We start from the raw sequence: 26,903 nt of genomic DNA, 5'->3' as shown, positions 1-26,903 counted from the left end.
TACCCACCAGTAAACTGAAATCATGTCTAGCGCAACCTCACTCACGCAGGTAGCTAATTTCCGGTGGCACCGCCATCAACTCGACCGAGCGGCTGCCGGTGACGCCGATCACAGCGATTGCAGCATTCTCGATCTCGGGATTCAGAACACCGGACCTGACGGAGCCGCCTGGGCCCTGCGGATCCGCGGCGTCCGCGGCGACGTCACCGAGCTCGCTCTTGCCTGGACGTTGCGCGGCGCTCCCCACTATTACCGTCGGGGCGACCTGCCTGCCATCGCCGTCGCCACGTCGCCGTTCAGCGAAGCCGATGCAGCCAAGCGCATTTACGACGCGAATCGGCCCCTGAAGGCCGCTGGCATCCCGACGCTGAGTGCCCTGCAAACAGTTGCTACTGCGATGCGGGACATCGTCTCGAAACCAACCGTCAAGGGCGAGATGTCCGCGCAATTGACCACGCGGGTCACCGAGCCCTTTCTGAGATTCTGCCGCCCGTGCAACGCCACTCATCTGTACGAGATGCCGTTCCGGCTCGCGGCACTTCAGGCAGGCCTCGAGCTACAGCCGGGCACATCTCCCCCAGTGCTCGAACGCATTCCGGGTTGGCGCCGACGCCCGTACACAGCCTCAGGTTCAGACGCCGATCCCCGCTTCGACGTGATTCGCGGGTATCTGCGCTTCTACGGCCCCGCCACTCCTGCTCACGTCGCGTCGTTTCTCGATGCCCCGGTCAAGGACGTCACAGCCCACTGGCCCGTCGATGCCGAGGAGATCGAGGTGAACGGCGAGAAGCGGTGGATTCTCGAACAAGACCGCGAAGACTTGCTCGGCTCCCCCTCCGATTCGAGTACGCGCTTGCTCGGGCCTTTCGATCCGTATGTACAGCTCAAGGATCGGGAGACCCTGGTGCCCGATCCGGCCGCTCAGAAGACGGTGTGGCCGACCCTCGGGCGACCGGGCACGGTGGTGGTCGGCGGCACGATCACCGGACTGTGGCGACCGCGGGCGTCCGGAAAAAAGCTGAAGGTCGCGATCACCCCGTGGGGAACGTGGTCACGATCGGCCCGTGCAGCAGTGGCCGAGCAGGCCGAAATACTTGCCGAATTTCGCGGCGTCGAGCTCTCCGAACTGGTCGAAGTATCTTGATCGAGCCAGTGGCATCCGGATAATTCCAGCTCACACCCGCCCCGATTCGGAGAAGGAAACCCCCAACGATAACCTGAATGCGACCTTCGCACGCACCCTTGTTCAGGAGAGATGATGGCCGACTTCCTCTATGAGGACCTGTTGCCGATCGGTGATGACACCACCGAGTACCGATTGCTCACCACCGAAGGGGTGTCGACAGTCGAGGGACCGGACGGCCGCACCTTCCTTCAGGTCGAGCCGGAAGCGATGCGCTTGCTGACCGAAACGGCGCTGCACGACATCTCTCATTACCTGCGCACGGATCACCTGACGCAGCTCGCGAGCATCCTCGACGATCCCGAAGCGTCGAACAACGACAAGTTCGTCGCGCTCGACCTGCTCAAGAACGCCAATATCGCCGCTGCCGGCGTTCTGCCGATGTGCCAGGACACCGGAACCGCCATCGTCATGGGCAAGCGTGGACAGCACGTACTCACCCCCGGCGACGACGAGAAGTCCATTGCCCGCGGTGTCTACGACGCATACACGCGTCTGAACCTGCGCTACTCGCAGAACGCCCCCATCACGATGTGGGACGAGAAGAACACTGGCAATAACTTGCCCGCGCAGATCGAGCTGTACGCCGATACTGCTGCCGGACATGAGAACTCGTACAAGTTCCTCTTCATGGCCAAGGGCGGCGGCAGCGCCAACAAGTCCTACCTGTACCAGGAAACCAAAGCGATCCTGAACCCCGACTCGATGATGCAGTTCCTCGAGGCAAAGATCCGCTCGCTCGGTACCGCTGCCTGCCCGCCGTACCACCTTGCAATCGTCGTCGGCGGCACGTCGGCCGAGTTCGCGATGAAGACAGCCAAGTACGCGTCCGCGCACTACCTCGACGAGCTCCCCACCGAAGGCGCCATTACGGGCCGCGGCTTCCGCGATCACGAACTCGAGAAGAAGGTCTTCGAGCTCACGCAGAAGATCGGCATCGGCGCACAGTTCGGCGGTAAGTACTTCTGCCACGACGTCCGCGTCGTTCGACTCCCCCGCCACGGCGCTTCATTGCCCGTCGCCATTGCGGTGTCGTGCTCGGCCGATCGACAGGCGAAGGCCAAAATCACGCCGGAGGGCGTGTTCCTGGAACAGCTCGAATTCAACCCGGGCCGTTTCCTGCCCGAGGTCACGGACGCTCAGCTCGACGAAGAGACCGATGGCATTTCGGGTACCGGCAAGGGTGCTGCGGTCAAGATCGACCTCACCAAGCCCATGGCCGAGATCCTCGCCGAGCTGTCCAAGCACCCGGTGAAGACGCGTCTGTCGCTCACCGGTCCGCTCGTCGTGGCACGCGACATCGCACACGCCAAGATCAAAGAGCGTCTCGACGCAGGTGAAGAGATGCCGCAGTACCTCAAGGATCACCCGGTGTACTACGCCGGCCCAGCCAAGACGCCCGACGGTATGGCGTCCGGTTCGTTCGGCCCGACCACGGCCGGCCGTATGGACTCGTACGTCGAGCAGTTCCAGGCCGCCGGTGGCTCGATGATCATGCTGGCCAAGGGAAACCGTTCCAAGCAGGTTACCGACGCCTGCAACACCCACGGAGGTTTCTACCTCGGATCGATCGGTGGACCGGCGGCTCGTCTGGCACTCGACTGCATCAAGAAGGTCGACATCCTCGAGTACGCCGAACTGGGTATGGAAGCCGTCTGGAAGATCGACGTCGAGGACTTCCCCGCGTTCATCGTCGTCGACGACAAGGGCAACGACTTCTTCGCCCACACCGGTGAAGTGACCCTGACGATCGGCAAGCGTCCGGGCCTGTAGACGCGTCAACAGCAAAGAGCCCCGGCGAGTTTCGATCGCCGGGGCTCTTTTGTGTCTTTGTCAGGTCCAGAGCGCGGCCACGAATACGGTTACGATCGACAACCCGCCGACGACGTGCACCAGATTCGGATTGGGTTGCCCCTTCTTCTGCTTCGCCCGGGTGATCTCGGCCAGCGCCACGATCACCAGCGAAAGCACCAGCTTCACAGCGATTTTCGCGTGAATGTAGTTCTTGTCCAGCGCGCCTTCGCCCAAGCCGACGATGATCAGGCCGGACACGAACTGCATCCTGGCACCCCACACCATGACCTCGGTGATCGAAGGAGCCTTGAGGACGGTGAAGTAGCTACCGACCAGGGCAGCCATACCGAGTAGGTGAATCACTACAAAGATGTTGTAAAGAACAGACATACGATCACTCTATCCCGTACTTCGTTCCAGGCGAACGGAACTGAGAGTTCCTGTCAGAATATCCCGGCTTCGGCTGCAGCAGAACGGTATTTGGCGGCCAACGTATCCACCGTCTCGTGTGCGTTCAGCCCACTGGGATTGGGCACGATCCACAGAGCAGCATCTTCGAAAGGCTGATCTTGCCGCCCCGCTTTGGCTCGTTTGTCAGCGAAAGCAGTGCGATAGGCGGTGATTCCGGCGAAGGCAACCACTTTCGGTTTGGTCGAACGCACGACTGCCCGCACCCGCACTCCTCCGGCGGCAAGTTCCTCTGCATTCAACTCGTCGGCTCTGGCCGTCGCGCGAACGGCGAGATTGGTGATACCGACGCCGCGATCGATCAGGTGCTGCGTATCGGCGTCCGACATACCCGCGGAAGGATCGATCGGACGCTCGATGATGCCTGCCCTCAGCAGTGCCGGGTAGAACCGATTACCCGGCCTGGCGAAATGCGCGCCGGTCGCCGCCGTCCACAGTCCCGGATTGATACCGACGAACAACAGACGACAATTCGGCCCGATCAGATCCTCGATCTCGGCGTCTCGGAACGATTCCAGTTCGGCGCGCGTGAATCCCATGCTGCCAGTACATCAGGCCGTCACGACAGCGCTTCGCGTACCTCGTCGATCGCGTCGTGCATCATCTGCTCGTACACGTCGATGTCCGCGATCGAGGCCGGACTGCTGGTGATGCTGATCGTCACCGTGTCCCCGATCCCGTGTACACCGTGGGTCAAGGACATGACCGGTGACAAACTCGGGAAGCCCGCTGTGAACCGAACGACGCCGCCTCCGAGCACCAGATCCGCGTCACCGCGCGCGACACTCGACACCACGGTGTTGCCGGTGACCTCGTCGGGCACTGCCGTGAAATCGTATTGCTGCACGCCCCAACGGACCAGCGGGCCGGGAACCGCGTTCAGCGCGAGATCCGAAGCTGCGCTGGACGGATGGGATGCCCGTGCGCGACGCTCGTCCATCGACGCCTTGATCCGTTGAGCTCGCTCACGGAGGTCATCGATATCCGGGAACAGTCCGACACCTGCATTGCGGAAGTGGTTGCGCGCCGTGGGTGTACCCGCCTTGGCGATGGTCACCTCGGCTCCCAGTTCCGGCGGTACCGAGCCGTCTCGCTCGGTGAGGTAATTCGCCATCGCTACCGAGATGGCTGTCATCGCTCCGACTGTGACGGATACGCCGTCGCCACGGAAATCTGCGCTGTCCCGCACGACCATGCGCACCAGTCGGTGAGGTCCAGGCGGGATGTTGGAGCGCACCTTGGGACGGCTCGCCGCCTGCGGCGCAACAACTCCCGATTCGGTGTCCAACTGCAGCTGTAACTGCGCTCGGTGCCCAGCCCGTCCGTCGCGGAACAGCGAAACGAGCTGACCCGGCAGGCGCAAGGCGGCGCGGCCCAGAATCTCGGCTGATCCGCTACGCCGCACGTCCGTCTTCTGCTGCGCGGGCGGTTGCGGCGAGAACAGCTGGCGAGCAATCGCCGACGCGCGTTTGCCGTCCGCCAGAGAATGAGCGACCTGCAGAACTGCGATCAGCGCCGGGCCGCTACAACGCGGCGCGCCGGTGACGCCGTGGAACAGGTGAAGCGTCCACGGGGACTCACGCGGGTCGACGTGGTTTTCGAGAAGCTTTTCGATTCCGTGAATACACGATGGCCACGAGTCATCCGGCAGCTCATGCACTCTCACCAACGAGGCATCGACCGGCATGGGATCCCAGAGCGGATAGTCGAGATGCCACGGTGATTCACGAATCCGAACATTGAGATCCGGAATGAGCGACGCTCGTTCCACCACCGAGCGTCGTAGCTCGTCGATCGACTGGCTCTGCCCGTCGAAACAGTAGAGCAGTAGTTGATCGTTGGGGATCTTCTCCGAAATCCAGAAGGTTTGGGCATCGGTGGGCGTCATCCGTAACACCGGGAGACGGTACCACCGGCTCGTCAGCCCTTTTCGGCAGCAGCTTTCAGCTGGGACAGGCCCTTCTCGAAATCCTTTCCGACGAGCTTGTCCATGCTGAAGATGAAACCGAAGATCTTGAAGAACAGATTCTTCTTTCCAGTCATCTTCCACGTCACCTGAACTTCACCGGCATTGGGAGAGGCACCGGCATTCGGAGAGATGAGAAAGGTGGTGACGTTCTGTGCCTTGAACGGCTTGAGGAAGGCCAGGTCCAAAACTACGCGTTCGTCTGGGACGGATTCGGTTATCACCATCGAACCGGAGCCTGCCTTCTTGTTTCCGGCCCAGGCGTACGAAGCCCCGACGCCCGCGTCAGGACCCGCGTACGTGCGCTGCATTGCCGGGTCGAGACCTTCCCAGGGCGACCACTGCGTCCACTGGTGGAAATCGTTGATCAACGCGAAGACGACCGATGCTTCTGCCTTGACGATCGTCGTACGTTCTACCAGGAATTCGTCGGAATTCTGCGAAGCCATCGTCGATCTCCAATTCTCGGGCGTGACAAGTGTTCGGAATTATCCACGGTCGACGAGATCGGGGCGAGTCGACACTCAGTCGCGCAGACACAGGCAGAAGTGGTGACCGACCGGGTCGCGGTAGACGCGGAAAGTCTGATGCTCCGGGATGCCGGTCACCCGCTGCGCACCCAGGCTGATCACCCAAGCCTCCGCGGGGTCGAGAGAATCGACGAGCAGATCCAGATGGATTCCGACGCCGGATGTCGGCCAGTCGACCGGAACAAAATCCGGAGCAAGCTGAAACGCGAGCCGCTCGCCGGCGGGTCCTTCGATCACGTGCCAATCATCTTCGTCCCGAACGCTTTTCCAGTCGAGGACCTGGACGTAGAAGTTGGCCAATGCAGCCGGATCCGGGCAGTCCAAGACTGAGTAGTCCATACCGATGTTCGGACGCGTCACTGAGCCTTCTTCTCCTGAACTTTCTTACGCACGAACAACAACGGAAGCACCAGCGTCGCAAGTGCTGTTACCAGCCACACGACGACTGTTCCCAGAATCCACGTCGAGACACCGGAGATCGACAGATTGGAGAAGAGCGACGCCACCAACAGAGCGACAAACGTCGACACCAATCCGATTCCGCCGAGAAATGCTGGTGCGTGGCGCTTTGCCACTGTCGCGATGAACGGCGCCAGGACCGACTGCGCTATCGCAAAGATCACGACCGCAACGATGAATCCGGATGTGGGCGCCGAGAAGCCCGAAAGAATCAACGACGCAACAAGAAGCCCGACAGCGGCAGAACCCAGGAAGATCGCGGCGCGAATCAGGAAGCTGATCATTTGTTGATCCTATATGTCGGAAATCGAGCAGAACAGATATTCACAATCCCAGAGATTCCTGCACCTCTCGCAATGTACGGGCCGAAGATCGGAGCCCCGAAGCCTCTTTTTCTGAAAGCGGTACTTCGAGGACTCGACCGGCACCCGCACGACCAACCATCGTGGGAAGGGACAGGCAAACGCGCTCGAGTCCGTGGACACCGGTCTGCAAGGTCGATACCGGAAGAACCCGTTGTTCGTCCCGCAACACGACTTCCGCGATGAATGCGCTCGACAATCCGATGGCGAGGTTGGTCGCACCCTTTCCTTCGATGATCTCGTAAGCACTCTCGACCACAGACTTCGCGACATTCGCGCGTAAGTCGGGGCCGAGGACGCCGCCCGACGGTCCCACGAACGAGGTTGCCGGCACCCCGCCGATGGTTGCGCTCGACCAGAGCGGAATCTCGGAGTCCCCGTGCTCGCCGACGATGAAGGCATGGACGTTCTCGACCGCGACTCCGAGTTCGGTGGCCAGCAGGAATCGCAATCGGGCCGTGTCGAGCACCGTCCCCGATCCGAAAATTCGGCTGCGGTACGACGGTCCCGCAGCCTGGATCGCTGCGTAGGTCGCCACGTCGACCGGGTTGGTGACGAAGAGTAGAACCGCGTCCGGTGACACCGCCAACAGTTGTTCGGTCAGAGTCTGTGCAATCTTGACGTTCACCGCGGCAAGTTCGAGCCGCGACTGGCCGGAATGCTGTTTTGCGCCCGCGGTGACGACGACCAAGTCGGATCCCGCGGTGACCGAGATGTCATCACCTCCCTCGACGGTGCACGGCGGTGTGAACTGGGTTCCGTGGTTGAGATCGAGAACTTCGGCGCGGACCTTTGCACTGTTGGTGTCGTAGAGGGCGAGCGCGTCGGCTGATCCGCGTATCAAGCACGCGTACGCAATCGCAGTGCCGACGCTTCCCGCACCGACAACGGACACTTTTCGCCTGGATGAACGATTCGGCGTCGTCATGGGTAAATGGTGCTCGCTCGATAACGATTTCGCAGCACAACGGATTGCCAGCCTCTTCTCAGGGTTTGGATGCCGGCCTCTCAGAATCGACGTGGATCATCGCTGGCATGGCTGAGGTAACCGTTCTTGCAGTTGGCGGCACCGGCGAATCCCACGTCGGCGACCACGGCACGCGTGTGCGCGGACTCCTCAGTGCCGTCACCGACGAACTCGACAGTCGATTCGATTCTCGCTGGGTCGCCTATCCCGCGTCGTATGGCCCGGTCGCCGACGGCGGCCTGAGCTTTCGGCACAGCACCGCGATGGGTGTGAAGGCCCTCTCGACCGCAATCGCAGAGACAGACGGCCCAGTCATGCTGATCGGATACTCACAGGGATGCACCGTGATCCGCGCGGCTCTTCCGACATTTACGTCTCCGACGCTGAACGGCGCCAACATCATCGGAGTCGGACTGATCTCCGATCCACAACAACCGACCGGCGTCATCGAAGGTTGCGAGGGACACGGAGTTGCCGGCGACGGACCCGAAGTCCAGCCGTGGATTCCGGTCAAGTGGATCGGGCACCCACAGGACATGATCTGTAATGCCAGCGACGACAGCTACATTCGCGACATCGCAGACTTGACGCGCTGGATGTCCTTCTCCCAGGCACGCGTGTGGGCACAAAAAGTTTGGGAACTACTTCGTAGCAATGCTTTCCAGAATGCGCAGAAGACTCGTTTCAGTCCGAAACAGTGGCGCACCGATCTACGACGCATTCGCACCGCGTTCCTCGAAGTCCTCGGCTATCTGCCGACGCGGTTGAACCTGAACCGCTTTCAGCTGGAGAACCCTCGCGGCGGTAGACACATCAGCTACGCGATCGAACCTCTCGACGAGAGCGGACTGACCGGGTGCGAGCTTCTGGCGTCGTGGATGAAGGTCCAGGCAAACGGCGTCGAGCAGCGCGTTCACGCAGCCTGACCTTTACCGTTAGTTTACCTAACGAACCCCGGCGAGCCATTCGACGCCCTTACGTCCCTTTCATGCAACTGAGCAGAATATTGTCGTGTGCCGCCGTGACCGTCGCACTCCCCCTCACCGCCCTGGCGACCCCGGCCGGCGCATCGCCAACCGGCAGTCTCGACTGGTCCGGTTCGTTCGGTAGTTCAGCACCCCAGCCGGTTTCGACGTTCGACGTCCAAGCCCACCGCGGCGGGCTCGGCCTGTACACGGAGAGCAGCCTGGCCGCGTTCTCCAATGCTCTCGAAATGGGCGTCAGCACACTGGAACTCGATACCCAGATCACCGAAGACGGGATCGCTGTCGTCACGCACGATCGTAAGATCTCGAACAAGAAATGCCTCGACACCGAGCCCGCCACTACCGGCGACCCGGAGTTCCCGTACGTCGGCAAATTCGTCAACACGCTGAACCTGCAACAGATCAAGACCATGGACTGTGGCACGCTCCCCCTTGCCGGATACCCTGAGCAGCAAAATGTTCCGGGAGCGAATATGCAGACACTCGAAGAAGTGCTCGCTCTGGTGAAGTCGTACAACGCACCCGGAATCAAGCTGAACATCGAGACCAAGGTGGAAGCGGGAGCGCCCCACGAGACCGCCCCGCGTGAGCAGTTCGTCTCTGTAGTCCTCGATACGATCCGGGCAGCCGGATTGTTGGACAGCGTCACCATTCAGAGCTTCGACTGGGGCTCGCTCATGCTCACCCGTCAACTCGCGCCGAGTGTGCCCGTGGTCGCGCTCACCAACGGTGACTTTCTCCAGGTAGGCAAGGACGGAGCGTCACCGTGGCTCGGCGGTCTGGACATCGATGATTTCGGTGGCGACGGCATCGCGGCGGTGGCAACCTTCGGCGCCTTCGCCTACTCCCCTGTCCAAGGAACTCCCCAGGGCGGAAAGGTCGGCGACCCCGGCTTCGCCTTGTACCCGACAGCCGACATGATCGCGAGCGCACATGCGCGTGGCATGAAGGTCATCCCGTGGACCGTCGATGATCCCGCCACCATGCACGCCCTCATAGACCTGGGTGTCGACGGAATCATCACCGATTACCCCGACCGTCTCCGCGCCGTCCTGTCCGAGCGCGGTACGCCGCTACCAGCGCCTGCGGTCAAGAAGTAACCTCCACCGCGCACCGAAGCAGGTACCTGAACAGGTACTTCGGCCGATGTCCGCGGGGTGTCGCCGGACGCATCCTGGACAGGTACTTGCTCGGGTGATCGGAGGTGAATTCTGATGATGTCCTTGAAGGATCAGTTGGACAACTGCGAATACCTACTTGCCGACGCGGAAATGGCGGGTGACTGGAATGCTGTTCGGCGATTCAGGGAATACCGGCTGAGGCTCGTTCGACAACTGTGCAGGCAAAGGGCTGCCGGTCTCTGCGCCTAGAGTCCTCACGTCAGCCGTATCTGAACTGAGTCCCCCTGGGCGGTTACGATCCGCCGTCGCCCGAGTCACAGTCGGGTGCTCTCACCAATTGAGCTACAGAAGGTATGGACCGCAGTGCTTTTCGACCGCGATCGTGTGTGTCGAAACCATACGGAGCCTTCCGTGGTCCGCGCTACTGATTTTCCGACTCGACGATCTCTGGTGATCACCGGTCCGAGTTGGCCCCCACGTCCCCGCGGGGACGTCTCCGGCAAGGCCGCACCGAATCACCGCTGACCAGCAGTCGATGGGATGATTACCTGTGTGTCCATGTCCCCACCGCTGCCCGTCAAGAACGGGGTTGGCCCGACGCGCCTACGCATCCCGCTCTCTGGGCCGTGGACGACGATCGCCGATTACGTCGTAGCCAAGTTCGACCATCTGGACGCCGAAAACCTGTATCGACGGTTCGACGACGGCGAGTTCGTGGGTATCGACGGCCACCCGATCTGCCGGAGCACCGAGCTCAGCGCGCACCGGTTCGTCTGGTACTACCGCGAGTTACCGGCGGAGGACCCGGTGCCGTTCCGCGAGGAGATCCTGCACCTCGACGACGATCTCGTCGTGATCGACAAACCACATTTTCTCCCGACCACCCCCAGCGGGCGTTACCTGCGCGAGTCGGCGCTCGTCCGACTGCGGGTCCGCCTCGACAACCCAGATCTGACCCCGATCCATAGACTCGACCGCGGCACCGCAGGCGTGGTGATGTTCTCGGCCCGCCCCGCGACGCGCGGCGCGTACCAGTCACTGTTCGAGAAGCGGCAGGTCACGAAGGTCTACGAGGCGGTGTCGGCGCGACCGTCCCGGTGGGACCAGGATGCGCCAGCGCTCGACGTCCCTCTCGTTTACCGCAACCACATCGAAGCTCGACGCGGCGAGTTGCGAGTCGTCGTCGACGACAGCCGTGAACCCAACTCCGAGACCATGATCGAGGCGCGAGGGACGGGCGTGAGCGCCTCCGGACGTGCTGTGCTGCACACGGTTCTACGTCCGCGCTCCGGACGGATGCACCAGTTGCGGGTGCATCTGGCAGCTCTCGGCGCCGGGATCCTGGGCGACCGGCGATACCCCGACCTGCTTCCCGACGCCCCGGACGATCATTCCCTCCCACTCCAATTGCTCGCGAGGGAACTCGAATTCACCGACCCGTTGACTGGGAGAGCGCGGCGGTTTGTGACACGTCGGACGCTCAGCGAGATGCCCTCGCCTGGCTGCTGAGCGCCCGCTGCCGTCAAGCACCTGGAGTCGTGCACTGTCCCGGCATCCAGGCGAAGTCGTGCTGGCGGATCGACGGCGACCGGACTGCTCGGGACACTCGCGAAGAACGTTCAGCTATTCACCGACGCCTTCGATAAAGCGGCGTGATTGTTCCCGGTGTGAACGGGCACCACAGATTCTCATACGCGGACGGCAAAACTCGCAGGCCTGCAGACGAACTGTTCCGTGTTTACGCGGGTTATGAACGGATGATCCAAAATGAGCTGGTGCGGTGGCATTTAGGCGTTGAACCTGAATTCAACGATGTCGCCGTTCCAACCAACCTGCTGTGGTTACGGAATGCGGATGAGTTGCCCTCCCAGTATTCCGAACCGCCAACCCACTGCCGAAAGCCTATGTTCAATTGGCCCGTCGCCGTCATCAAAGCCTGATCAGCAGTACGTTCTGTTCAGCTGCGTAAGCATTCCGCGGACAGCCCGTTGGCAACCGTACGCAAATTCACCGAGTATGCGGCGACTTCACGAGCGAGCATTCGTCCAGCACAAGCTTTTCTAGTGACACACGGCCAACGCCGGCATCTGATACGCAGGGTCCGCAGTTAAGGATAAACAATCTGGATACGCTGCTCGAGGTCGATCGGCTGCTGTCGCTATGATCCGGAGTGGGTATGGTCACTCGCAACTTGTCGGTGCCCATGGCGAGACCTCGCGCACCAATGTTCTGCAGCTTCAGCCGTAGGGCAGCAGCGCCTTGGAAGCCCCCAATCAGAGCAGGGAGCAGAGCAGTTGCAGATTGACGCGCACAAAAGGACGTTAGGCCAGGTTCTGCAGCAAGGGCAGCACATCGTGCCGCGGTATCAACGCCGATACGCATGGGAATCGCAAAACATCAAGGATTTCTGGAGTGACATCACCGACACCACCGAACCGCACTTCCTCGGCAGCATGGTGACGAGCGGCGCAACTTCCGCTCCACGAGAAGTGATTGATGGTCAACAACGACTGACCACTACGATTATCACTTTGTGCGTGCTCCGCGACCTTTATCAAGAGTTCGGAAACACAGCGCGCGTCACCGGCATTAAGGAGTATCTTGAGTACATCGACCGTGACGGCCATCGAAATCACCGCTTGAAGAACAGGGACGCAAGCGCAGCGGGCCGCCTCAATGACAATATCCTTCTGGATAGAGAGCACCGTGCAGTCGCGCCCGGCTATGATCCGGGCGCGCTGGAGTCGCAAGCGTATGACACCTTCGAGAGGCTCGCGCGCGATCTGCTGCAAAACGCACCAGACAAGATCCAACAGCTTGACGAGATTCGTGACGCAATCCTCGAATCAGAGGTCGTCTACATTAACGTGGAGGATCGCAAGAACGCATTCACTATCTTTGAGACACTGAACGATCGCGGAAAAAGCCTGACGGTGCTCGATCTCGTCAAGAATTTGCTGTTCGCGGAGATCGCATCGAGCGATGAGGACAGTTCCGAGCGCGCGTGGTCACAGATACTTGAGATGCTCGACGATCTGACATTCGAGGGAATGACACCAGACGTTTTCTTGTACTACGCATGGAATTCAAAGCATCACGCCAGAAATTCAAGCGCCGACACAGTTGAACAAGCTCGACTACGTAGATCAATAGCGGATCAAATCGAATCGTCAAATGATCGCGATGCCGCAGCCAGAGATCTGATCATCGGCCTCCAGACCGACGCTAAGATTCTGGCTGGTCTGAATCAAACGCTGTCGAGCAACGGTTCCCCCGACCCGTGGCGTGGACTCGATACCACCTGGCGGCGGGACAAGTACGAAGATATCTGTGATCGGCTTTATGGGGTGCTAGTCGCCGGATCAAGCCAACCATTCCCGCTGTTGCTATCCCTAATGCGCGCATATCTCAGCGAGCATAACGCGATTCCTCGCAAGACGCTCATTGAGTTCCTCGACGCTGTGGAGAGTTTCCAATTTCGATGGAGCATCGCGCAGAAATCTTCCACATCGACGATCCGCCGTATATACCGGCAATCTGCTTCACTAGTTTCAGCGAGTACTTCGAAGCCGGACTTCGAATCCGCTATCAAATCTTTCGTCACCGGCGCTTCCAAGATCGATGCATCCGACGCACAATTCAGGGACGGGATCAGTCGTCTCGCATATTCACGCACCCGGTCGAAAGACTCATTTAAAATTCGACATATCCTGACGCGTATCGAGAAGTCGTACCAAGAGACCAAGCTGGATCTCAGTCGACAGCTATCTATGGAGCATCTTCAGGGTTTGGAAGGCCGCTCCGAGGTCACACCGCGGAACTCATGGATCTTTAAGATCGGAAACCTTGCCCTCGTTCCGCCGGAAATCAACTCCAACCTCCCAAAGACATTTCCCGACAAGTGCGACGAATTACGCAATTGGATTAACGGCGAAGACAAGCAGTTGGTCGAAGCTATCGACAGCAAGGTCTGGAAAAGCGAGCAGGCAAACGAGCGGCATGGTGCCATCATTCATCGAGCACTTGAGCTTTGGCCCAGAACTCAGATCTGACCTGTACTGAGGGATTCGGCTGGGGCACAAGCCGGTAACAGTTCCATCGCAAAGCGCGCCCTCCTCAGAGGTGGGCAAGCGAGCCTTGTCCTCTCGACAAACTCCACACTGTAACTGCGACGCTACCCGGCCCGCGGGGGATCACCCGGCCCGCAGGCCTGCAATCCCCCGCGGGGCAATGCTCATATGTCAAAACGGAACTCCAGCTCGTCCCTGAGGCTGGCACGGAGTGCTTCCATGAGTGGCCATGGGGATCCACCGCTTTTGGTCGAAACTTCCGACAAGACATGCTCAGCCATCGCAATCTCACACCGATACCCCAAGGCACTATGTCTGATGTCGCAAGCTCCGCCCCACGAACCTAGTCCGGCGTCACGATAATCCGGTCCCCAGAATCCTCCGGCCGCCGGTAAGCATCGATGAGATATTGAACCTGAAGCGAACGCCTTTGATTTAGTGCATCCCGAGACTTCTGGGAAGAGGTTCACGAAGATTCCACCCGTGAGCGCACCAAGAAACGCAGATTCGAAAGAGTCCGCCCGAGAGGCCATATCCATGTTGCGATGCTGCACGTATTAGCGAAAGGTGAAGAGTGGCGCATCAAAGCGACCTACCCCGGAGACCTCGTCAAACGCATCGTCAACGAGCCGGCATCCCCAGGCACGGAGGACCACGCATCAATGCACGAATCCTGGTGAACGCCATCGTGTAACGCGCTGACATCGACATCCAATCGCGCGACCTGCCACCGGGGCTCGGATCGTGGCAGACGGTGTTTCGTCGGCACCGTCTGCTCGTTGCGAGCATTCAGCGGGACGAGATAGCCGAATACTGGCCGAACTCGACTCATAAGAATTACGCTCTCGCATTTGAAACAAGATGATACTTGAGTCAGGAATCTCGTTCGCAAGGACGATATATAAAGCGAATCATTGCTCCTGAGGACTCCTATTCTCGAGCAGAAGAGTTCACCTCGGCAATCCGCGCCCCCGCGCTTACCTACGATACGTCTGCCGGAGACTTGCCTCGACGTCGCTTGCAATCTAATCCAGGGTAGGAACGCGAGCTGCGTCCGCCAGATTCACAAGACGCTGGAATGTCAGGGTTTATACATTAAATCTAAATTCGACCACATCGCCGTCGGCCATGACGTATTCCTTGCCCTCCATGCGGACCTTGCCTGCAGCCTTGGCTGCGGCCATGGAACCCGCCTCGACGAGGTCGTCGAAGGACACGATTTCAGCCTTGATGAAGCCACGCTCGAAGTCGGTGTGAATGACGCCGGCAGCCTGGGGCGCGGTGTCACCCTTGTGGATGGTCCAGGCGCGAGCTTCCTTCGGACCAGCCGTCAGGTAGGTCTGCAGTCCGAGGGTGTGGAAGCCGGTGCGCGCGAGAGCGTGCAGGCCCGGCTCGGTCTGACCGATCGAGTCGAGCATTTCCTGGCGGTCTTCCTCGTCGAGCTCGAGGAGTTCCTGCTCGACCTTCGCGTCGAGGAACACAGCGTCGGCCGGTGCGACGGATGCGCGCAATTCCGCAACCTTCGCTGCGTCGGTGAGCACAGACTCGTCGGCGTTGAAGACGTAAAGGAAGGGCTTGGTGGTGAGCAGGCTCAGTTCACGCAGCAGCGAGAAGTCGAGCTTGTCCTTGACGCTGAACAGCGTCGTACCCTCGTTGAGGAAGGCCTGAGCCTTGAGTGCCTCGTCGTGCGCCGGCTTGAGCTCCTTGTTCTTGCGAGCTTCCTTGTCCAGACGCGGGAGAGCCTTCTCCAAGGTCTGCATGTCGGCGATCACGAGCTCGGTCTCGATGACTTCGATATCGGAGGCCGGGTCGACCTTGCCGTCGACGTGGATGACGTCGTCGTCGGCGAAGACGCGAACTACCTGGCAGATGGCGTCCGCTTCACGGATGTTGGCCAGGAACTTGTTGCCAAGGCCTGCGCCCTCGGACGCGCCCTTCACAATTCCCGCGATGTCGACGAACGACACGGTCGCGGGGAGGATGCGCTCGGACCCGAAGATCTCGGCGAGCTTCTGCAGCCGCGGATCGGGCAGCTCGACCAGGCCGACGTTGGGTTCGATGGTCGCGAACGGGTAGTTCGCTGCCAACACGTCGTTGTTGGTCAGTGCATTGAAAAGGGTGGACTTGCCGACGTTGGGCAGTCCGACGATTCCGAGGGTAAGGCTCACGGTCTGTGGATTCTACGGCCTCGCCGCGACGTGACGGGTACTCGCCCCACCGTCACGTCGCGGCAGGTGATCAGTTGTAGGTATACGAATCGACGGACGACACGATCGCAACCAGGAAGATGACGTAGAACGCGATGAACAGCACCCAGCAGATGACGGCTATGAGGAGCGAGATCTGACCGAGCTTCTTCACCCGCTCGGACGCGTACTGCGCGCCCTGGTGATCGCCCATCGCCCACTTCGGGTAGATGTCGTGGAGATGGTTGAACGCGGCGAACGCGATAGGCCAGAAGAAGATGATCGACGCGACGGCCCATCCCGCGTTGGACTTCGGCGGACCGTACTGAGGCGCCGCGTACGTGGGTGCGGCGCTGTACTGCTGGGTCGCGCTGTACTGCTGACCGGTCGGATACTGCTGTCCGGCTGAGTACTGCGGGTCGGTCGGGTACTGCTGGCCCGTCGGATACTCCTGGCCGGCTGAATATTGCTGACCGGCTGAATACTGCTGGCCCGCCGGATACTGCTGCTCCTTCGGATCCTGCGGGTCGGTCGGATATTGCGGTTCGGTCATCATTCCCCCAAAGAGTCGGATTCGGTTCTCTATCGCAGAACCTAGTGGAGACTTACCGCTGCCGTGTCACAGTGGGCGCCTACGCTCTCGAGGTGACTCGGATGCTGATCGTGCTCTTGATATGGATAGTGGGTCTCGGCACCGCCGCGCTCGCAATCGTCGCCTCGCCCGGATGGTGGGTGATCGCTGTCGTCACTCTCGCGCTGGCGGCGATGGGCACCTATGACCTCACTCAGAGGTCCCACAGCATCCTCCGTAACTATCCGGTCCTGGGGCACGCGCGATTCCTCCTCGAGAAGATTCGACCGGAGATCCAGCAGTACTTCGTCGAATCATCCACCGATGGAATGCCATTCGATCGCGAAACGCGAGATCTGGTTTACGAGCGGGCAAAGGGAACACTGGCGGAAGAGCCCTTCGGGACCGAGCGCGACGTCAATGCGATCGGCTACGAGTTCATGACGCATTCGATTCGCGCACGGACCGCCCCCGACACCGTTCCGCGAGTTCGCCTCGGCGGACGCGATTGCACGAAGCCGTACGACATCGCTCTCTTGAACGTCTCCGCGATGAGCTTCGGGTCGTTGTCCGCCAACGCAATCGAGGCCCTCAACGCCGGCGCCGCCAAAGGCGGCTTCGCCCACGACACCGGCGAAGGCGCGATCAGTCCGTATCACCGCAAACACGGCGGCGATCTGATCTGGGAAATTGCCTCGGGATATTTCGGATGCCGAACCGAGGACGGCCGATTCGATCCTGACCGGTTTGCCGAGCGTGCCGGCCTCGATCAGGTGAAGGCCATTTCGATCAAGCTCTCGCAAGGTGCGAAACCCGGGTTGGGTGGCGTGCTTCCCGGAGTCAAGGTCTCCCCCGAAATCGCCGAAACCCGCGGGGTACCCGTCGGCCAGACCGTGATTTCGCCACCCGCGCATACCGCGTTCAGCACCCCGGTCGAACTGGTCGATTTCATCGCGACCCTGCGAAAACTGTCGGGCGGCAAGCCAGTCGGTATGAAACTGTGCGTCGGCTCGCGTCGCGAATTCCTCGGAATCTGCAAGGCGATGATCGAACGCGGCATCACGCCGGACTTCATCATCGTCGACGGTTCCGAAGGCGGCACCGGCGCAGGTCCGGTGGAATTCGAGGACCACATGGGCATGCCGTTGACCGAAGGCCTGATGCTCGTGCACAACGCCTTGGTGGGAACCGGTCTGCGCGCTCTCGTGAAAGTCGGCGCTTCCGGAAAGGTGGCGAGCGGTTCCGACATCGTCAAACGCATCATCCAAGGCGCAGACTTCACGATGGCTGCCCGCGCAATGATGTTCGCAGTGGGCTGCATTCAGGCCCAGATGTGCCACACAAACCGCTGCCCGGTCGGCGTTGCCACTCAGGATCCGGCGCGCACCCGCGCACTCGACATCCCCGACAAGAGCGAGCGCGTCTACCGCTTCCAGAAGGCAACTGTCGCCAGCGCACAACAGATGATCGCGTCGATGGGCATCGATTCGTTCGACCAACTGCAACCGGGAATGCTCAACCGCCGCGTCGACGGTCTCACCACGCGTACCTATGCCGACCTGTTCGACTGGCTGATGCCGGGCGAACTGCTCGACTCCCCGCCGCAGAGCTGGCTCACCGATTGGATCGACGCCGACGCTCACCGATTCTGACGCCGGTCGACTCCCGCGCCACAGATCGCGCGGATTCACCCGTCTGGTCCTACAGTGACAGATGGCCCGCTGTGACGGCGGCCACACTGCACTAGTGGACGGAGTTCGACGATGAGCTTGACGACTGCGCCGGAACCAAATGTCGAGTACCTGAAAACCGATCCTGACCTGCCACCTGTCGGCGTCATCGACAAAACACCCATTTCCACCACTGCGCGCGTCGTCTTCCTCGTTCTCGGACTGGTCGGCGCGGGCTCCTGGTACATGATTGCGATCGTCCGCGGTGAACACATCAGCGCCGTGTGGTTCGTGTTGGCCGCAATCTGTACCTATCTGATCGCCTACCGCTTCTATGCGCGGTTGATCGAACGCAAGATCGTCAAGCCTCGCGACGACGTCGCAACTCCCGCCGAGATCATGGAGAACGGCGCCGACTACATGCCGACCGACCGTCGGGTGCTGTTCGGTCACCACTTCGCGGCAATCGCCGGTGCCGGTCCCCTGGTCGGACCCGTCCTGGCGGCGCAGATGGGATATCTTCCGGGAACGATCTGGATCATCGTCGGCGTGGTGTTCGCCGGGGCGGTGCAGGACTTCATGGTCCTGTGGATCTCGTCGAAGCGCCGCGGGCGCAGCCTCGGTCAGATGGCTCGCGAAGAACTCGGCCTCGTCGGCGGCGTCGCCGCATTGATCGGCGTGTTCGTCATCATGATCATCCTCATCGCCGTTCTCGGACTTGTGGTCGTCAATGCGCTCGCCGAGTCCCCGTGGGGTGTGTTCTCGATCGCGATGACCATCCCCATCGCCCTGTTCATGGGCGTGTACCTGAGGTATCTGCGGCCGGGCAAGGTTTCCGAAGTCTCCCTGATCGGCGTCGTCCTGCTTCTCCTGGCCATCGTCTCCGGTGGTTGGGTAGCCGATACCGGTTGGGGCGCAGACTGGTTCACACTCTCGAAGGTCACCATTGCGTGGCTGATGATCGCGTACGGATTCGCCGCTTCGGTGCTGCCGGTCTGGCTGCTCCTGGCACCGCGCGACTATTTGTCGACGTTCATGAAGGTCGGCACCATCGCGCTGCTGGCCATCGGAATTCTGGTCGCACGACCCGCGCTGAACATGCCTGCAGTGACGCCGTTCGCCTCCAACGGCGAAGGCCCGGCCTTTGCCGGTTCACTGTTCCCGTTCCTATTCATCACCATTGCCTGTGGCGCACTCTCGGGCTTCCACGCGCTGATCGCGTCCGGCACGACGCCGAAGCTGCTCGAGAAGGAAAGCCAGACCAAGATGATCGGTTACGGCGGCATGCTGACCGAATCGTTTGTCGCGATCATGGCTCTGGTCACCGCCTGCATCCTCGATCAGCACCTGTACTTCGCACTCAACGCTCCCGCGGCGCTGACCGGTGGAACACCGGAAACCGCAGCCGAATACGTCAACAATCTGCCCCTCGGCACCGCCCCCATCACACCGGACGTGCTGACGCAGGCAGCCGAGGCCGTCGGGGAAGAATCGATCATCTCGAGAACCGGCGGCGCCCCGACGCTCGCGTTCGGCATGTCCGAAGTGCTCAGCGACGTCTTCGGCGGCGACTCGCTGAAATCGTTCTGGTACCACTTCGCGATCATGTTCGAGGCTCTCTTCATCCTCACCACGATCGATGCCGGCACTCGCGTCGCTCGATTCATGCTCTCGGACTCGCTCGGCAACTTCGGCGGTCCGGCAAAGAAGTTCAAGGACCCGTCGTGGCGCATCGGCGCGTGGCTGTGCTCGCTGATCGTCGTCGCTGCGTGGGGCGCGATCCTGCTCATGGGTGTCACCGATCCGCTCGGCGGAATCAACACGCTCTTCCCACTCTTCGGCATCGCCAACCAACTTCTGGCCGCGATCGCACTGACGGTGGTCATGACGATCGTCATGAAGAAGGGCCTGTTCAAATGGGCCTGGATCCCCGGCGTGCCATTGGTGTGGGACCTGGTCGTGACTATGACCGCGTCGTACCAGAAGATCTTCTCCGACAACCCCGCGATCGGTTACTGGGCTCAGCACAACGTGTTCAAGGATGCGAAGGCCGCAGGTGAGACGGCGCACGGTTCTGCGAAGACTCCGGAGGCCATCGATGCCGTCATTCGCAACACCTTCATTCAGGGCACGTTGTCGATCATCTTCGCGTCACTGGTGATTGTCGTCGTCATCGCCGGGATCATCGTATGTGCCAAGGCAATCCGAGCGGGCGGGCTGCCGACCACCGAGTCCCCGGAGGAACCGTCGAAGATCTTCGGTCCCGCAAGCTTCATTCCGACGCCCGCGGAGAAGGAAATCCAGAAGGAATGGGACGAGCTCATCAAAGCCGGGAAGGTCCGAGCACCCGGCGCCGCGCACGGAGGTGGGCACTGACCATGACCATGACGGCAAAACTCACCACAGCGTTCCGCGGAACGCTGTGGTGGGTTCGCTCGGTGATGGGTGATCTCGACTATCAGCGCTACGTCGAGCACACCCGACGCCACCACGCCGACTCACCGGTGATCAGCGAACGAGAGTTCTGGCGCCGCCGGCATGCAGCAGCCGACGCCAACCCGGGCGCCCGCTGCTGCTGAATCCGGTCAGGGGCAGGTGGCCTTCGCGAGTTCGTAAATGTGGCCGGCCTGCTCGTCGGTGGGCTTGTTGCCGTTGTTCTCGGCCAGGTCGGTGATCTTGGACTTGACCTCCGCCTCGTCCGTGCCGTTGGCGACCTCCGTGCACGTGGCCGTCAAGATCTCCTCGATGTCTGCGTCGTCGCGGTTCTCCGCCAACGGTCCGTAAGCCCCACGGAAGGTGGCGACGAACAACGCCGTCTTGCCCTGGTCGATGGCGTTGCCCGCTGACTGCTTCGCCGTCTCGAGCGCCTGTTGCCCGCTCGTGACTGCCTCGCTGATCTTGTTCTGCGCGTTGTCCTGATCCTCGGTGCTACACGCGGTGAGCCCGAGAACGACGATTGCTGCTGCCCCGACTGCTGCTGCGATTCTCATGACGGAAATGTTAGTCCGGTCGGCATGCTTCAAAACACAGAATTGCATCGCAACACACGAGTTATCGCATGCAGTCGTTACGATCAGCTCAGCTAGATCACCGGATTCTCACATCGGCGAGGAGATCCCTGCGCCGACGGAAAGGACGATCAGTGAGCGAGCAAGACAAGGGGACGTCCGCAGGGGTGCGAAAGCGCGACCGCGGCGAGATCATCGGGCAAGGGGGTATGTGGCTCGCAAAGTGGTCGTTGGTGTTGGCGTCGATTTCGCTGGGCGCCTGGATTTTCGGTTGGCTGATCGAAAAGCTCTGGGTCATCATCCTGCCGGTGGCTCTGGCAATCGTCGTTGCGACAGTCATGTGGCCACCGACCCGCGGAATGATCAAGCGCGGTATGCCACCGGCCGCGGCAGCCGGCATCACCCTGGTCCTCTCGATCGGAATCTTGGCCGGTGTGATCGCAGGCATCGTTCCGTCAGTGGTCAGCCAGGCCCCCGAGCTCGCGAACAAGACCACCGAGGGCATCAATCAGGTTCAGGACTGGCTCCAGGGTCCGCCACTGAATCTGAAGGACGACCAGATCGACAACGCAGTCCATGCCGTCATCACGAAGGTGCAGGAAAGTGGAACCGCCATCGCTTCAGGCGTTTTCAGCGGTGTGAGCACGGCGAGCTCGTTGTTGGTCACGCTCGGTTTGGTCCTGATTCTCGCCTTCTTCTTCATCAAGGACGGACCGAGGTTCATCCCCTGGCTGCACGCTGTCGGCGGCGGCCGCGCCGGTCGGCATCTCGAAGAGGTCCTCACCCGCATGTGGGACACGCTCGGCGGATTCATCAGGACTCAAGCACTGGTGAGCCTGATCGACGCGGTCTTCATCGGCGCCGGACTGCTGATACTCGGGGTCCCGCTGGCACCGGTGCTGGCAATTCTGACGTTCATCGGTGGATTCATCCCGATCGTCGGTGCGTTTGTCGCCGGCGCCCTGGCCGTGTTGGTCGCGTTGGTGGCAAACGGCCTAACCACCGCCATCATCGTGCTGATCATCATCCTGGCCGTTCAGCAGATCGAAGGAAACGTCCTTCAGCCTGTGCTGCAGAGCAAGTCGATGAAACTCCACGCCGTCATCGTGCTGCTTGCCGTGGCCGCCGGTAGCTCGCTGTACGGCATCGTCGGCGCCTTCCTCGCAGTGCCCGTCGCCGCGGTGGCAGCAGTTGTCATCCGCTACATCGGAGAGCAGATCGACGAACGCGCAAGCGACAACGAGCCGATGCCCGCCGGCGATGCCTCGGACATCCTCGAAGATCAGGACGACGACGCCGAGTCAGAGGTAGAGAACAAAAAGGCCTGATCAGCCCGCGATAACCTTTACCGAGGAGCCTGCACGTCCGCGAATGACGTGCAGGCGACTCGGGATTCGCTGCCTCATCTCGTCCACGTGACTGACGATGCCCACCACTCGTCCTCCGTCGCGAAGCTCGTCCAACACAGCCATCACCGAGTCGAGGGTGTCGGCGTCGAGGGTGCCGAATCCTTCGTCGATGAACATCGTGTCGAGAACGATTCCGCCGGACTCCGCCGCAACCACATCGGCGAGTCCGAGCGCCAAAGACAATGACGCCAAGAATGATTCACCGCCCGAGAGCGTCTTCGCCGAGCGAACGACGCCCGTGAAGTCGTCCCGGATGTCGAGTCCCAGACCGCCGCGGCGACCCCGAGATCCTGCCTCGTCACTGTGCACGAACTCGTACCGTCCCCCGGACATCCGCTGCAGACGAACCGATGCCGACACGGCGATCTCTTCCAACCGCGAAGCGAGCACATACGCTCGCAGCGACATCTTGCGACTGTTCTGACCTTTACCGGCGATCACGTCTGCGAGGGCAGCGAGTTCGTCGTGCAGTTCACGCTCAGGCGCAACCGCCTCGTAGGCCTTCTCGAGTTGTCCGCTGAACCGTTCGAGATCCGACACACGGTTCTCGGCCAGGGAAGCGGCCGCAACAGTCGCGTTCACTACCTCGGCGCACTGAAGCGCGAGGCCGCGAGGGCCGTCCACGTCGACGGTCTCGACTTCACCCACCGCAACAACCTCGGGGTCGTCGAGGACAGTCCGGGCGGCAACCTCGAGGTCACGCGCCTTGGCGAGTTCCGTTTCGATCGCCGCGATTCGGGCAGGCGCTCTCACCCCTCCGATCGCAGCCTCGACCGAATCGAATCCGGCAGCGGCCGCCGCAGCGGCCAGTTTGGCCGACAGTTCCGCCGATCGGGCCTGCGCACGAACGGCGTCGTCGCGCATTTCGGACGCCGCCGTGGCAGCGGAGGCAAGGCCTTCGAACCGTGAGCGCCGAGCAGCGATGGTCGAATCTTCTCCCACCGCAGCAACGATCGCCGCTCGAATCTGCTCGACCGTCGCTGACAGAGTCGTCCTACGCTCGGCAAGGGCCGCCAATTCGGCTGTCAGAGAAGCGGATTCCTGTTGCAGTTCGGTGTCACGCCCATTGAGTTGCGCAAGTTTTTGTGCCAGCACTCCAACCTGACCGGCAGAGTGTGTCGCCTCGTCGACGGCGTTCCGTGCCTCGGCGCGGAGCCTGTCGAGTTCTTCGGAATCGCCGTCTCCGCCGCGCGCGATCACCCGGTCGATGTCACGTTCGACGGTTACCTGGCGATCGGCCACCTTGCTGAGGGCTTTCTCGGCCGCACGCTCGGCCGCTGACGCGGCTTCCAGATCGGGCTCGGTGACCGTGACGACATCCGACTGAGCCAGCGCAGGGTGTTCACGCGAACCACACACCTGGCATGGGTCACCAGGCGCGAGTGAACTCGCCAACTCCGCCGCCATGCCCTCGATACGCTTCTGTACGAGGTCGAGCCAGCGCCCGCGAGCACTCTGATGGGCGTCGCGCGCATCCAACACCTGCACACGAATCTTCTCGGCTTGCGCACGCAGAGAAACGATTTCATGGGCCGCTGCCGCAGCATCCGACGCTTTTACGAGTGCAGCCTCGAGGCCAGGCAGAGCCGCGTGAGCGCGTTGCGCATCCTCCAGTCGTTGGCCGGCCGAGCGCACCATGTCTGGCAGTTGTGTGCGTTCAACCGCGATGGCATCGATGCGCTCGGACAGAACGTCTCGCCGAACTCCGAGTTTCTCGATCTCGGCTTCTGCCGCATCGGCTCTGCGAGCGTCCTCCGCCATTGCGTCCAGGCGAACGATCTCGTCACGCCAGGTCCGGATCCGAGCTACGACGCGTTGACGCTCATCGTCGGCGGGTGGCCACACCTCCGGCACAAAAATCTCCGGACCATCGAGTGCGGAGTAGGTCGACATCGCTGTAGTCATCGATTCGAGTGCGGCAGCGAGGTGCAAGCCGGCAGCGTCCACATCGCCGGCGACAGCGGCCACCGGCAGTGCGCGCTTGGCGGTCTCGAGTTCAGCGCCGATCACAGCTCTTTGGGCGGCACCCGTATTGAATGCTGCGAGCTCAGCGGTCGCACGATTACGGCGAGCTACCAGATCTGCGGTTCGCTGCGCCGCCGACAGAACCCGATTAGCCTCGGCTGCTGCATCTTTCGCGGTCACCAGCTCCGCAAGACTTGCATCGCGGGTGTCCTGAGCCTCGGCGAGGAGTTTGCGCGACCATTCCAGTGGGTGTGCCTCGGCGCCTACCTCGAGTCCCGCAGCTGTCTCGACCTTCGCGAGCAGCAGCCGCACGGATTGCTCCCTGGCCGCGAGCGCGGTCGCACTTGCCTTTCGCTTGGCGTCGAACCATGCCTCGACGGAGACAAACCGCTTGGTGTCGAACAGACGCTCGAGCAGTTTGCCTCGCTCGTCGCTCTCGGCACGCAAGAATTTGGCGAACTCACCCTGCGGCAAGAGCACCACCTGGAAGAACTGATCAGCGCTCATGCCCATGAGGCGGTTGATTTCGTCACCGATGTCAGGGATGCGCGAAAGGTTTTCGCCGCGGCCGTCCAACCACGTCAGTGTGGCCTTTGCATTCTCTGTGATCGAACCGGTGCCACGCTTCTTCGGGCGCGAATACTCTGGACTACGAACAAGTTTGATTCTGCGACCACTGATGGTCGCTTCGAGTTCCACGCGCGGCACCGAACCGGCAGGCGCATGATCGGACAGTAGCCGTTTACCCTCGTTGCGCGCACCCGGAACCCGCCCGTACAGGGCAAAGGAAACCGCGTCGAGGATCGTGGTCTTGCCTGCACCGGTGTCGCCGTGCAGAAGGAACAGCCCGTCTGCACCCAATCGGTCGAAGTCGACCTCGACAGTGTCGGCAAAGGGCCCGAAAGAGCTGACTTCGAGTTTGTGAAGCCTCACGCGGTTTCACTCAGTTCTACCGTGGACTCCTCGGCGCGCGCGGCAGCGCTGAGCGCTTCGGCCATCAACGTGACCTCTCGCTCGGACGGGTCACTACGCACGGCCGAGACAAAGCCACGGGCGATCTCCATGTCGGTTCGACCCCGTACCGCGTCGCGATACTTGAGATCCGATTGTCCTTCCGGCCTTTGCCATTCGAGGTGAACGGCAAAGGGGAAACGTGCCTGGAGCTGCCTCATGGCATCGACGGGACGAACCGGATCAGTGAGCAAAGCGGAGACGTAGCACTGCTCGGAATCGGCGTACTTCGACTCGGTGAGAAGTTCCTCGAGAGTTCCCGTCACCTGGCTCAGCCCTCGAATCACCGGAAGATCGAGGCGCTGCGCCGACGACAGACCGGCTGCGTCGAGTTCGATCAAAAGCGCAGCCTTGCGGTGGCTGCGCTCACCGAACGAATACGGCAACGGTGAACCTGAGTAGCGAACGCTCTCCGAGAGCATCTGGGGCGAATGCAGATGCCCCAGCGCAACGTAGTCGACACCGGCAAACTCGCCCACTCCGACAGTCTCCACTCCGCCGACCGAAATGGAGCGTTCCGATTCAGACGCCTCACCGCCCACGACAAAGGCATGCGCGAGCAGTACCGACCGAGTCGACGGATCGGTAGCTGTTCGTTCGGCGAGGTCTCGCCGAACACGCGACATTGCCGCACCGAGGATGTCGGAATGAGTACGAGCCCGGGGCACGTCCAACTCGACGCGCGTGATCTCCGGCTCGAGATACGGAATCCCGTAAAACGCGACAGGTCCGAACTGATCACTGAGCGTCACCGGAGTACCGATCTGGCCGACTCGGGTGATCAAGTGCAATCCGCCGGCAGCTGCAAAGGACGCCCCGGCACCGAGCCGCACCGCGGAATCGTGGTTGCCGGACGTGGCGACGATGACCGCTCCGGCCGCCCGGATTGCCTCGAAGCCTCGATTGCACACCGTGACCGCGTCGGAACTGGGAATTGAGCGGTCGTAGATGTCACCGGGCACGACCACGACGTCAACACCGTGTTCGCGGACGGAATCCGCGATGGAACCGAGCACACTCGCCTGATCGGCCAACAGATCGACGCCGTGAAACGTGCGACCTATGTGCCAATCGGAGGTGTGCAGAATCTTCATGAATCCGACGGTAGAGCAGCCCACCGACACTGCCGATCTCCCACGCTGACGGCTTCGACGGTGTGCCCCAACCCACGAACGTC

22 protein-coding genes and 1 tRNA gene are annotated in these 26,903 nt (G+C 61.4%); 10 read left to right on the top strand and 13 right to left on the bottom strand.

The genetic code is table 11. The annotated features are described in order from the left end of the window. Nucleotides 1-22 precede the first annotated feature (22 nt). Nucleotides 23-1,144 (top strand): winged helix DNA-binding domain-containing protein, encoded by a 1,122-nt coding sequence (locus tag FEZ59_RS20010; protein ID WP_172933079.1) that lies wholly within the window; start codon nucleotides 23-25, stop codon nucleotides 1,142-1,144. Nucleotides 1,145-1,258: 114 nt separating this feature from the next. Continuing rightward, complete coding sequence (locus tag FEZ59_RS20005; RefSeq protein WP_003945198.1) at nucleotides 1,259-2,956, top strand: fumarate hydratase; 1,698 nt, start codon at nucleotides 1,259-1,261, stop codon at nucleotides 2,954-2,956. 60 nt (nucleotides 2,957-3,016) lie between these two features. Here FEZ59_RS20005 and FEZ59_RS20000 read toward each other — a convergent pair whose 3' ends face one another. The 7 genes from FEZ59_RS20000 to FEZ59_RS19970 all read right to left on the bottom strand — a co-directional run bounded on the left by FEZ59_RS20000 (nucleotide 3,017) and on the right by FEZ59_RS19970 (nucleotide 7,690). Then, nucleotides 3,017-3,367 (bottom strand): hypothetical protein, encoded by a 351-nt coding sequence (locus FEZ59_RS20000; RefSeq protein WP_020908500.1) that lies wholly within the window; start codon nucleotides 3,365-3,367, stop codon nucleotides 3,017-3,019. Between the two features lie 53 nt (nucleotides 3,368-3,420). Then, nucleotides 3,421-3,984: a mismatch-specific DNA-glycosylase gene (locus tag FEZ59_RS19995; RefSeq protein ID WP_019744548.1), complete on the bottom strand. Its 564-nt coding sequence runs from the start codon at nucleotides 3,982-3,984 to the stop codon at nucleotides 3,421-3,423. A gap of 20 nt (nucleotides 3,985-4,004) precedes the next feature. Further along, on the bottom strand, nucleotides 4,005-5,333 hold the full coding sequence (locus tag FEZ59_RS19990) for a WS/DGAT domain-containing protein (RefSeq protein ID WP_172933078.1): 1,329 nt from the start codon (nucleotides 5,331-5,333) through the stop codon (nucleotides 4,005-4,007). A gap of 32 nt (nucleotides 5,334-5,365) precedes the next feature. Continuing rightward, a complete protein-coding gene (locus tag FEZ59_RS19985) occupies nucleotides 5,366-5,860 on the bottom strand; it encodes an SRPBCC family protein (protein ID WP_019744550.1) in 495 nt (164 codons plus the stop codon). Nucleotides 5,861-5,935: 75 nt separating this feature from the next. Continuing rightward, the gene (locus FEZ59_RS19980; RefSeq protein WP_019744551.1) at nucleotides 5,936-6,301 is read right to left on the bottom strand and encodes a VOC family protein; all 366 of its coding nucleotides are present in this window, start codon (nucleotides 6,299-6,301) and stop codon (nucleotides 5,936-5,938) included. Beyond that, nucleotides 6,298-6,684 carry a phage holin family protein gene (locus tag FEZ59_RS19975; protein WP_019744552.1) on the bottom strand — a complete coding sequence of 129 codons (387 nt, stop codon included), beginning with the start codon at nucleotides 6,682-6,684 and terminating at the stop codon, nucleotides 6,298-6,300. The genes FEZ59_RS19980 and FEZ59_RS19975 overlap by 4 nt, the downstream gene beginning before the upstream one ends. Nucleotides 6,685-6,724: 40 nt before the next feature. Continuing rightward, nucleotides 6,725-7,690 carry an L-lactate dehydrogenase gene (locus tag FEZ59_RS19970; protein WP_172933077.1) on the bottom strand — a complete coding sequence of 322 codons (966 nt, stop codon included), beginning with the start codon at nucleotides 7,688-7,690 and terminating at the stop codon, nucleotides 6,725-6,727. A 107-nt stretch (nucleotides 7,691-7,797) separates the two neighbouring features. Between FEZ59_RS19970 and FEZ59_RS19965 the strand changes: the two genes are divergently transcribed. Together FEZ59_RS19965 and FEZ59_RS19960 are read left to right on the top strand one after the other, a co-directional pair. Continuing rightward, on the top strand, nucleotides 7,798-8,655 hold the full coding sequence (locus FEZ59_RS19965; RefSeq protein WP_172933076.1) for a PE-PPE domain-containing protein: 858 nt from the start codon (nucleotides 7,798-7,800) through the stop codon (nucleotides 8,653-8,655). A 95-nt stretch (nucleotides 8,656-8,750) separates the two neighbouring features. Then, nucleotides 8,751-9,815: a glycerophosphodiester phosphodiesterase family protein gene (locus FEZ59_RS19960; protein WP_346343238.1), complete on the top strand. Its 1,065-nt coding sequence runs from the start codon at nucleotides 8,751-8,753 to the stop codon at nucleotides 9,813-9,815. 300 nt (nucleotides 9,816-10,115) lie between these two features. On the opposite strand, the gene FEZ59_RS19955 is transcribed toward FEZ59_RS19960, so the two are convergent. Then, nucleotides 10,116-10,188 (bottom strand) — tRNA-His (locus tag FEZ59_RS19955). A 188-nt stretch (nucleotides 10,189-10,376) separates the two neighbouring features. Between FEZ59_RS19955 and FEZ59_RS19950 the strand changes: the two genes are divergently transcribed. Continuing rightward, nucleotides 10,377-11,345 (top strand): pseudouridine synthase, encoded by a 969-nt coding sequence (locus FEZ59_RS19950; protein ID WP_031333683.1) that lies wholly within the window; start codon nucleotides 10,377-10,379, stop codon nucleotides 11,343-11,345. A gap of 785 nt (nucleotides 11,346-12,130) precedes the next feature. Beyond that, nucleotides 12,131-13,888: a DUF262 domain-containing protein gene (locus tag FEZ59_RS19945; protein ID WP_021345030.1), complete on the top strand. Its 1,758-nt coding sequence runs from the start codon at nucleotides 12,131-12,133 to the stop codon at nucleotides 13,886-13,888. A gap of 1,106 nt (nucleotides 13,889-14,994) precedes the next feature. On the opposite strand, the gene ychF is transcribed toward FEZ59_RS19945, so the two are convergent. Continuing rightward, nucleotides 14,995-16,074, bottom strand: a complete 1,080-nt coding sequence (gene ychF / locus FEZ59_RS19940; protein WP_019744568.1) for a redox-regulated ATPase YchF — start codon at nucleotides 16,072-16,074, stop codon at nucleotides 14,995-14,997. Between the two features lie 70 nt (nucleotides 16,075-16,144). Beyond that, nucleotides 16,145-16,648 carry a CD225/dispanin family protein gene (locus FEZ59_RS19935; RefSeq protein WP_019744569.1) on the bottom strand — a complete coding sequence of 168 codons (504 nt, stop codon included), beginning with the start codon at nucleotides 16,646-16,648 and terminating at the stop codon, nucleotides 16,145-16,147. An 89-nt stretch (nucleotides 16,649-16,737) separates the two neighbouring features. Between FEZ59_RS19935 and FEZ59_RS19930 the strand changes: the two genes are divergently transcribed. The 3 genes from FEZ59_RS19930 to FEZ59_RS19920 all read left to right on the top strand — a co-directional run bounded on the left by FEZ59_RS19930 (nucleotide 16,738) and on the right by FEZ59_RS19920 (nucleotide 20,912). Beyond that, on the top strand, nucleotides 16,738-18,315 hold the full coding sequence (locus FEZ59_RS19930; protein WP_029255844.1) for an FMN-binding glutamate synthase family protein: 1,578 nt from the start codon (nucleotides 16,738-16,740) through the stop codon (nucleotides 18,313-18,315). Nucleotides 18,316-18,426: 111 nt separating this feature from the next. Further along, nucleotides 18,427-20,709: a carbon starvation CstA family protein gene (locus tag FEZ59_RS19925; protein ID WP_019744571.1), complete on the top strand. Its 2,283-nt coding sequence runs from the start codon at nucleotides 18,427-18,429 to the stop codon at nucleotides 20,707-20,709. Between the two features lie 2 nt (nucleotides 20,710-20,711). Further along, nucleotides 20,712-20,912, top strand: a complete 201-nt coding sequence (locus FEZ59_RS19920; RefSeq protein WP_019744572.1) for a YbdD/YjiX family protein — start codon at nucleotides 20,712-20,714, stop codon at nucleotides 20,910-20,912. Between the two features lie 6 nt (nucleotides 20,913-20,918). Here the strand turns inward: FEZ59_RS19920 and FEZ59_RS19915 are convergent, their stop codons facing one another. Beyond that, nucleotides 20,919-21,323 (bottom strand): hypothetical protein, encoded by a 405-nt coding sequence (locus FEZ59_RS19915; RefSeq protein ID WP_021345035.1) that lies wholly within the window; start codon nucleotides 21,321-21,323, stop codon nucleotides 20,919-20,921. Between the two features lie 152 nt (nucleotides 21,324-21,475). Here FEZ59_RS19915 and FEZ59_RS19910 point away from each other — a divergent pair, with 152 nt between their 5' ends. Beyond that, a complete protein-coding gene (locus FEZ59_RS19910) occupies nucleotides 21,476-22,669 on the top strand; it encodes an AI-2E family transporter (protein ID WP_003945249.1) in 1,194 nt (397 codons plus the stop codon). Here the strand turns inward: FEZ59_RS19910 and FEZ59_RS19905 are convergent, their stop codons facing one another. Both FEZ59_RS19905 and FEZ59_RS19900 read right to left on the bottom strand, forming a co-directional pair. Next, the gene (locus FEZ59_RS19905) at nucleotides 22,670-25,648 is read right to left on the bottom strand and encodes an AAA family ATPase (protein WP_172933074.1); all 2,979 of its coding nucleotides are present in this window, start codon (nucleotides 25,646-25,648) and stop codon (nucleotides 22,670-22,672) included. Then, nucleotides 25,645-26,820: an exonuclease SbcCD subunit D gene (locus FEZ59_RS19900; RefSeq protein WP_031333684.1), complete on the bottom strand. Its 1,176-nt coding sequence runs from the start codon at nucleotides 26,818-26,820 to the stop codon at nucleotides 25,645-25,647. The genes FEZ59_RS19905 and FEZ59_RS19900 overlap by 4 nt, the downstream gene beginning before the upstream one ends. Nucleotides 26,821-26,903 lie beyond the last annotated feature (83 nt).

The sequence above is a fragment of the Rhodococcus sp. MS13 genome (assembly GCF_013277835.1).
Classification (GTDB): domain Bacteria; phylum Actinomycetota; class Actinomycetes; order Mycobacteriales; family Mycobacteriaceae; genus Rhodococcus_F; species Rhodococcus_F erythropolis.
This window is presented reverse-complemented; position numbering and strand designations above follow the sequence as displayed.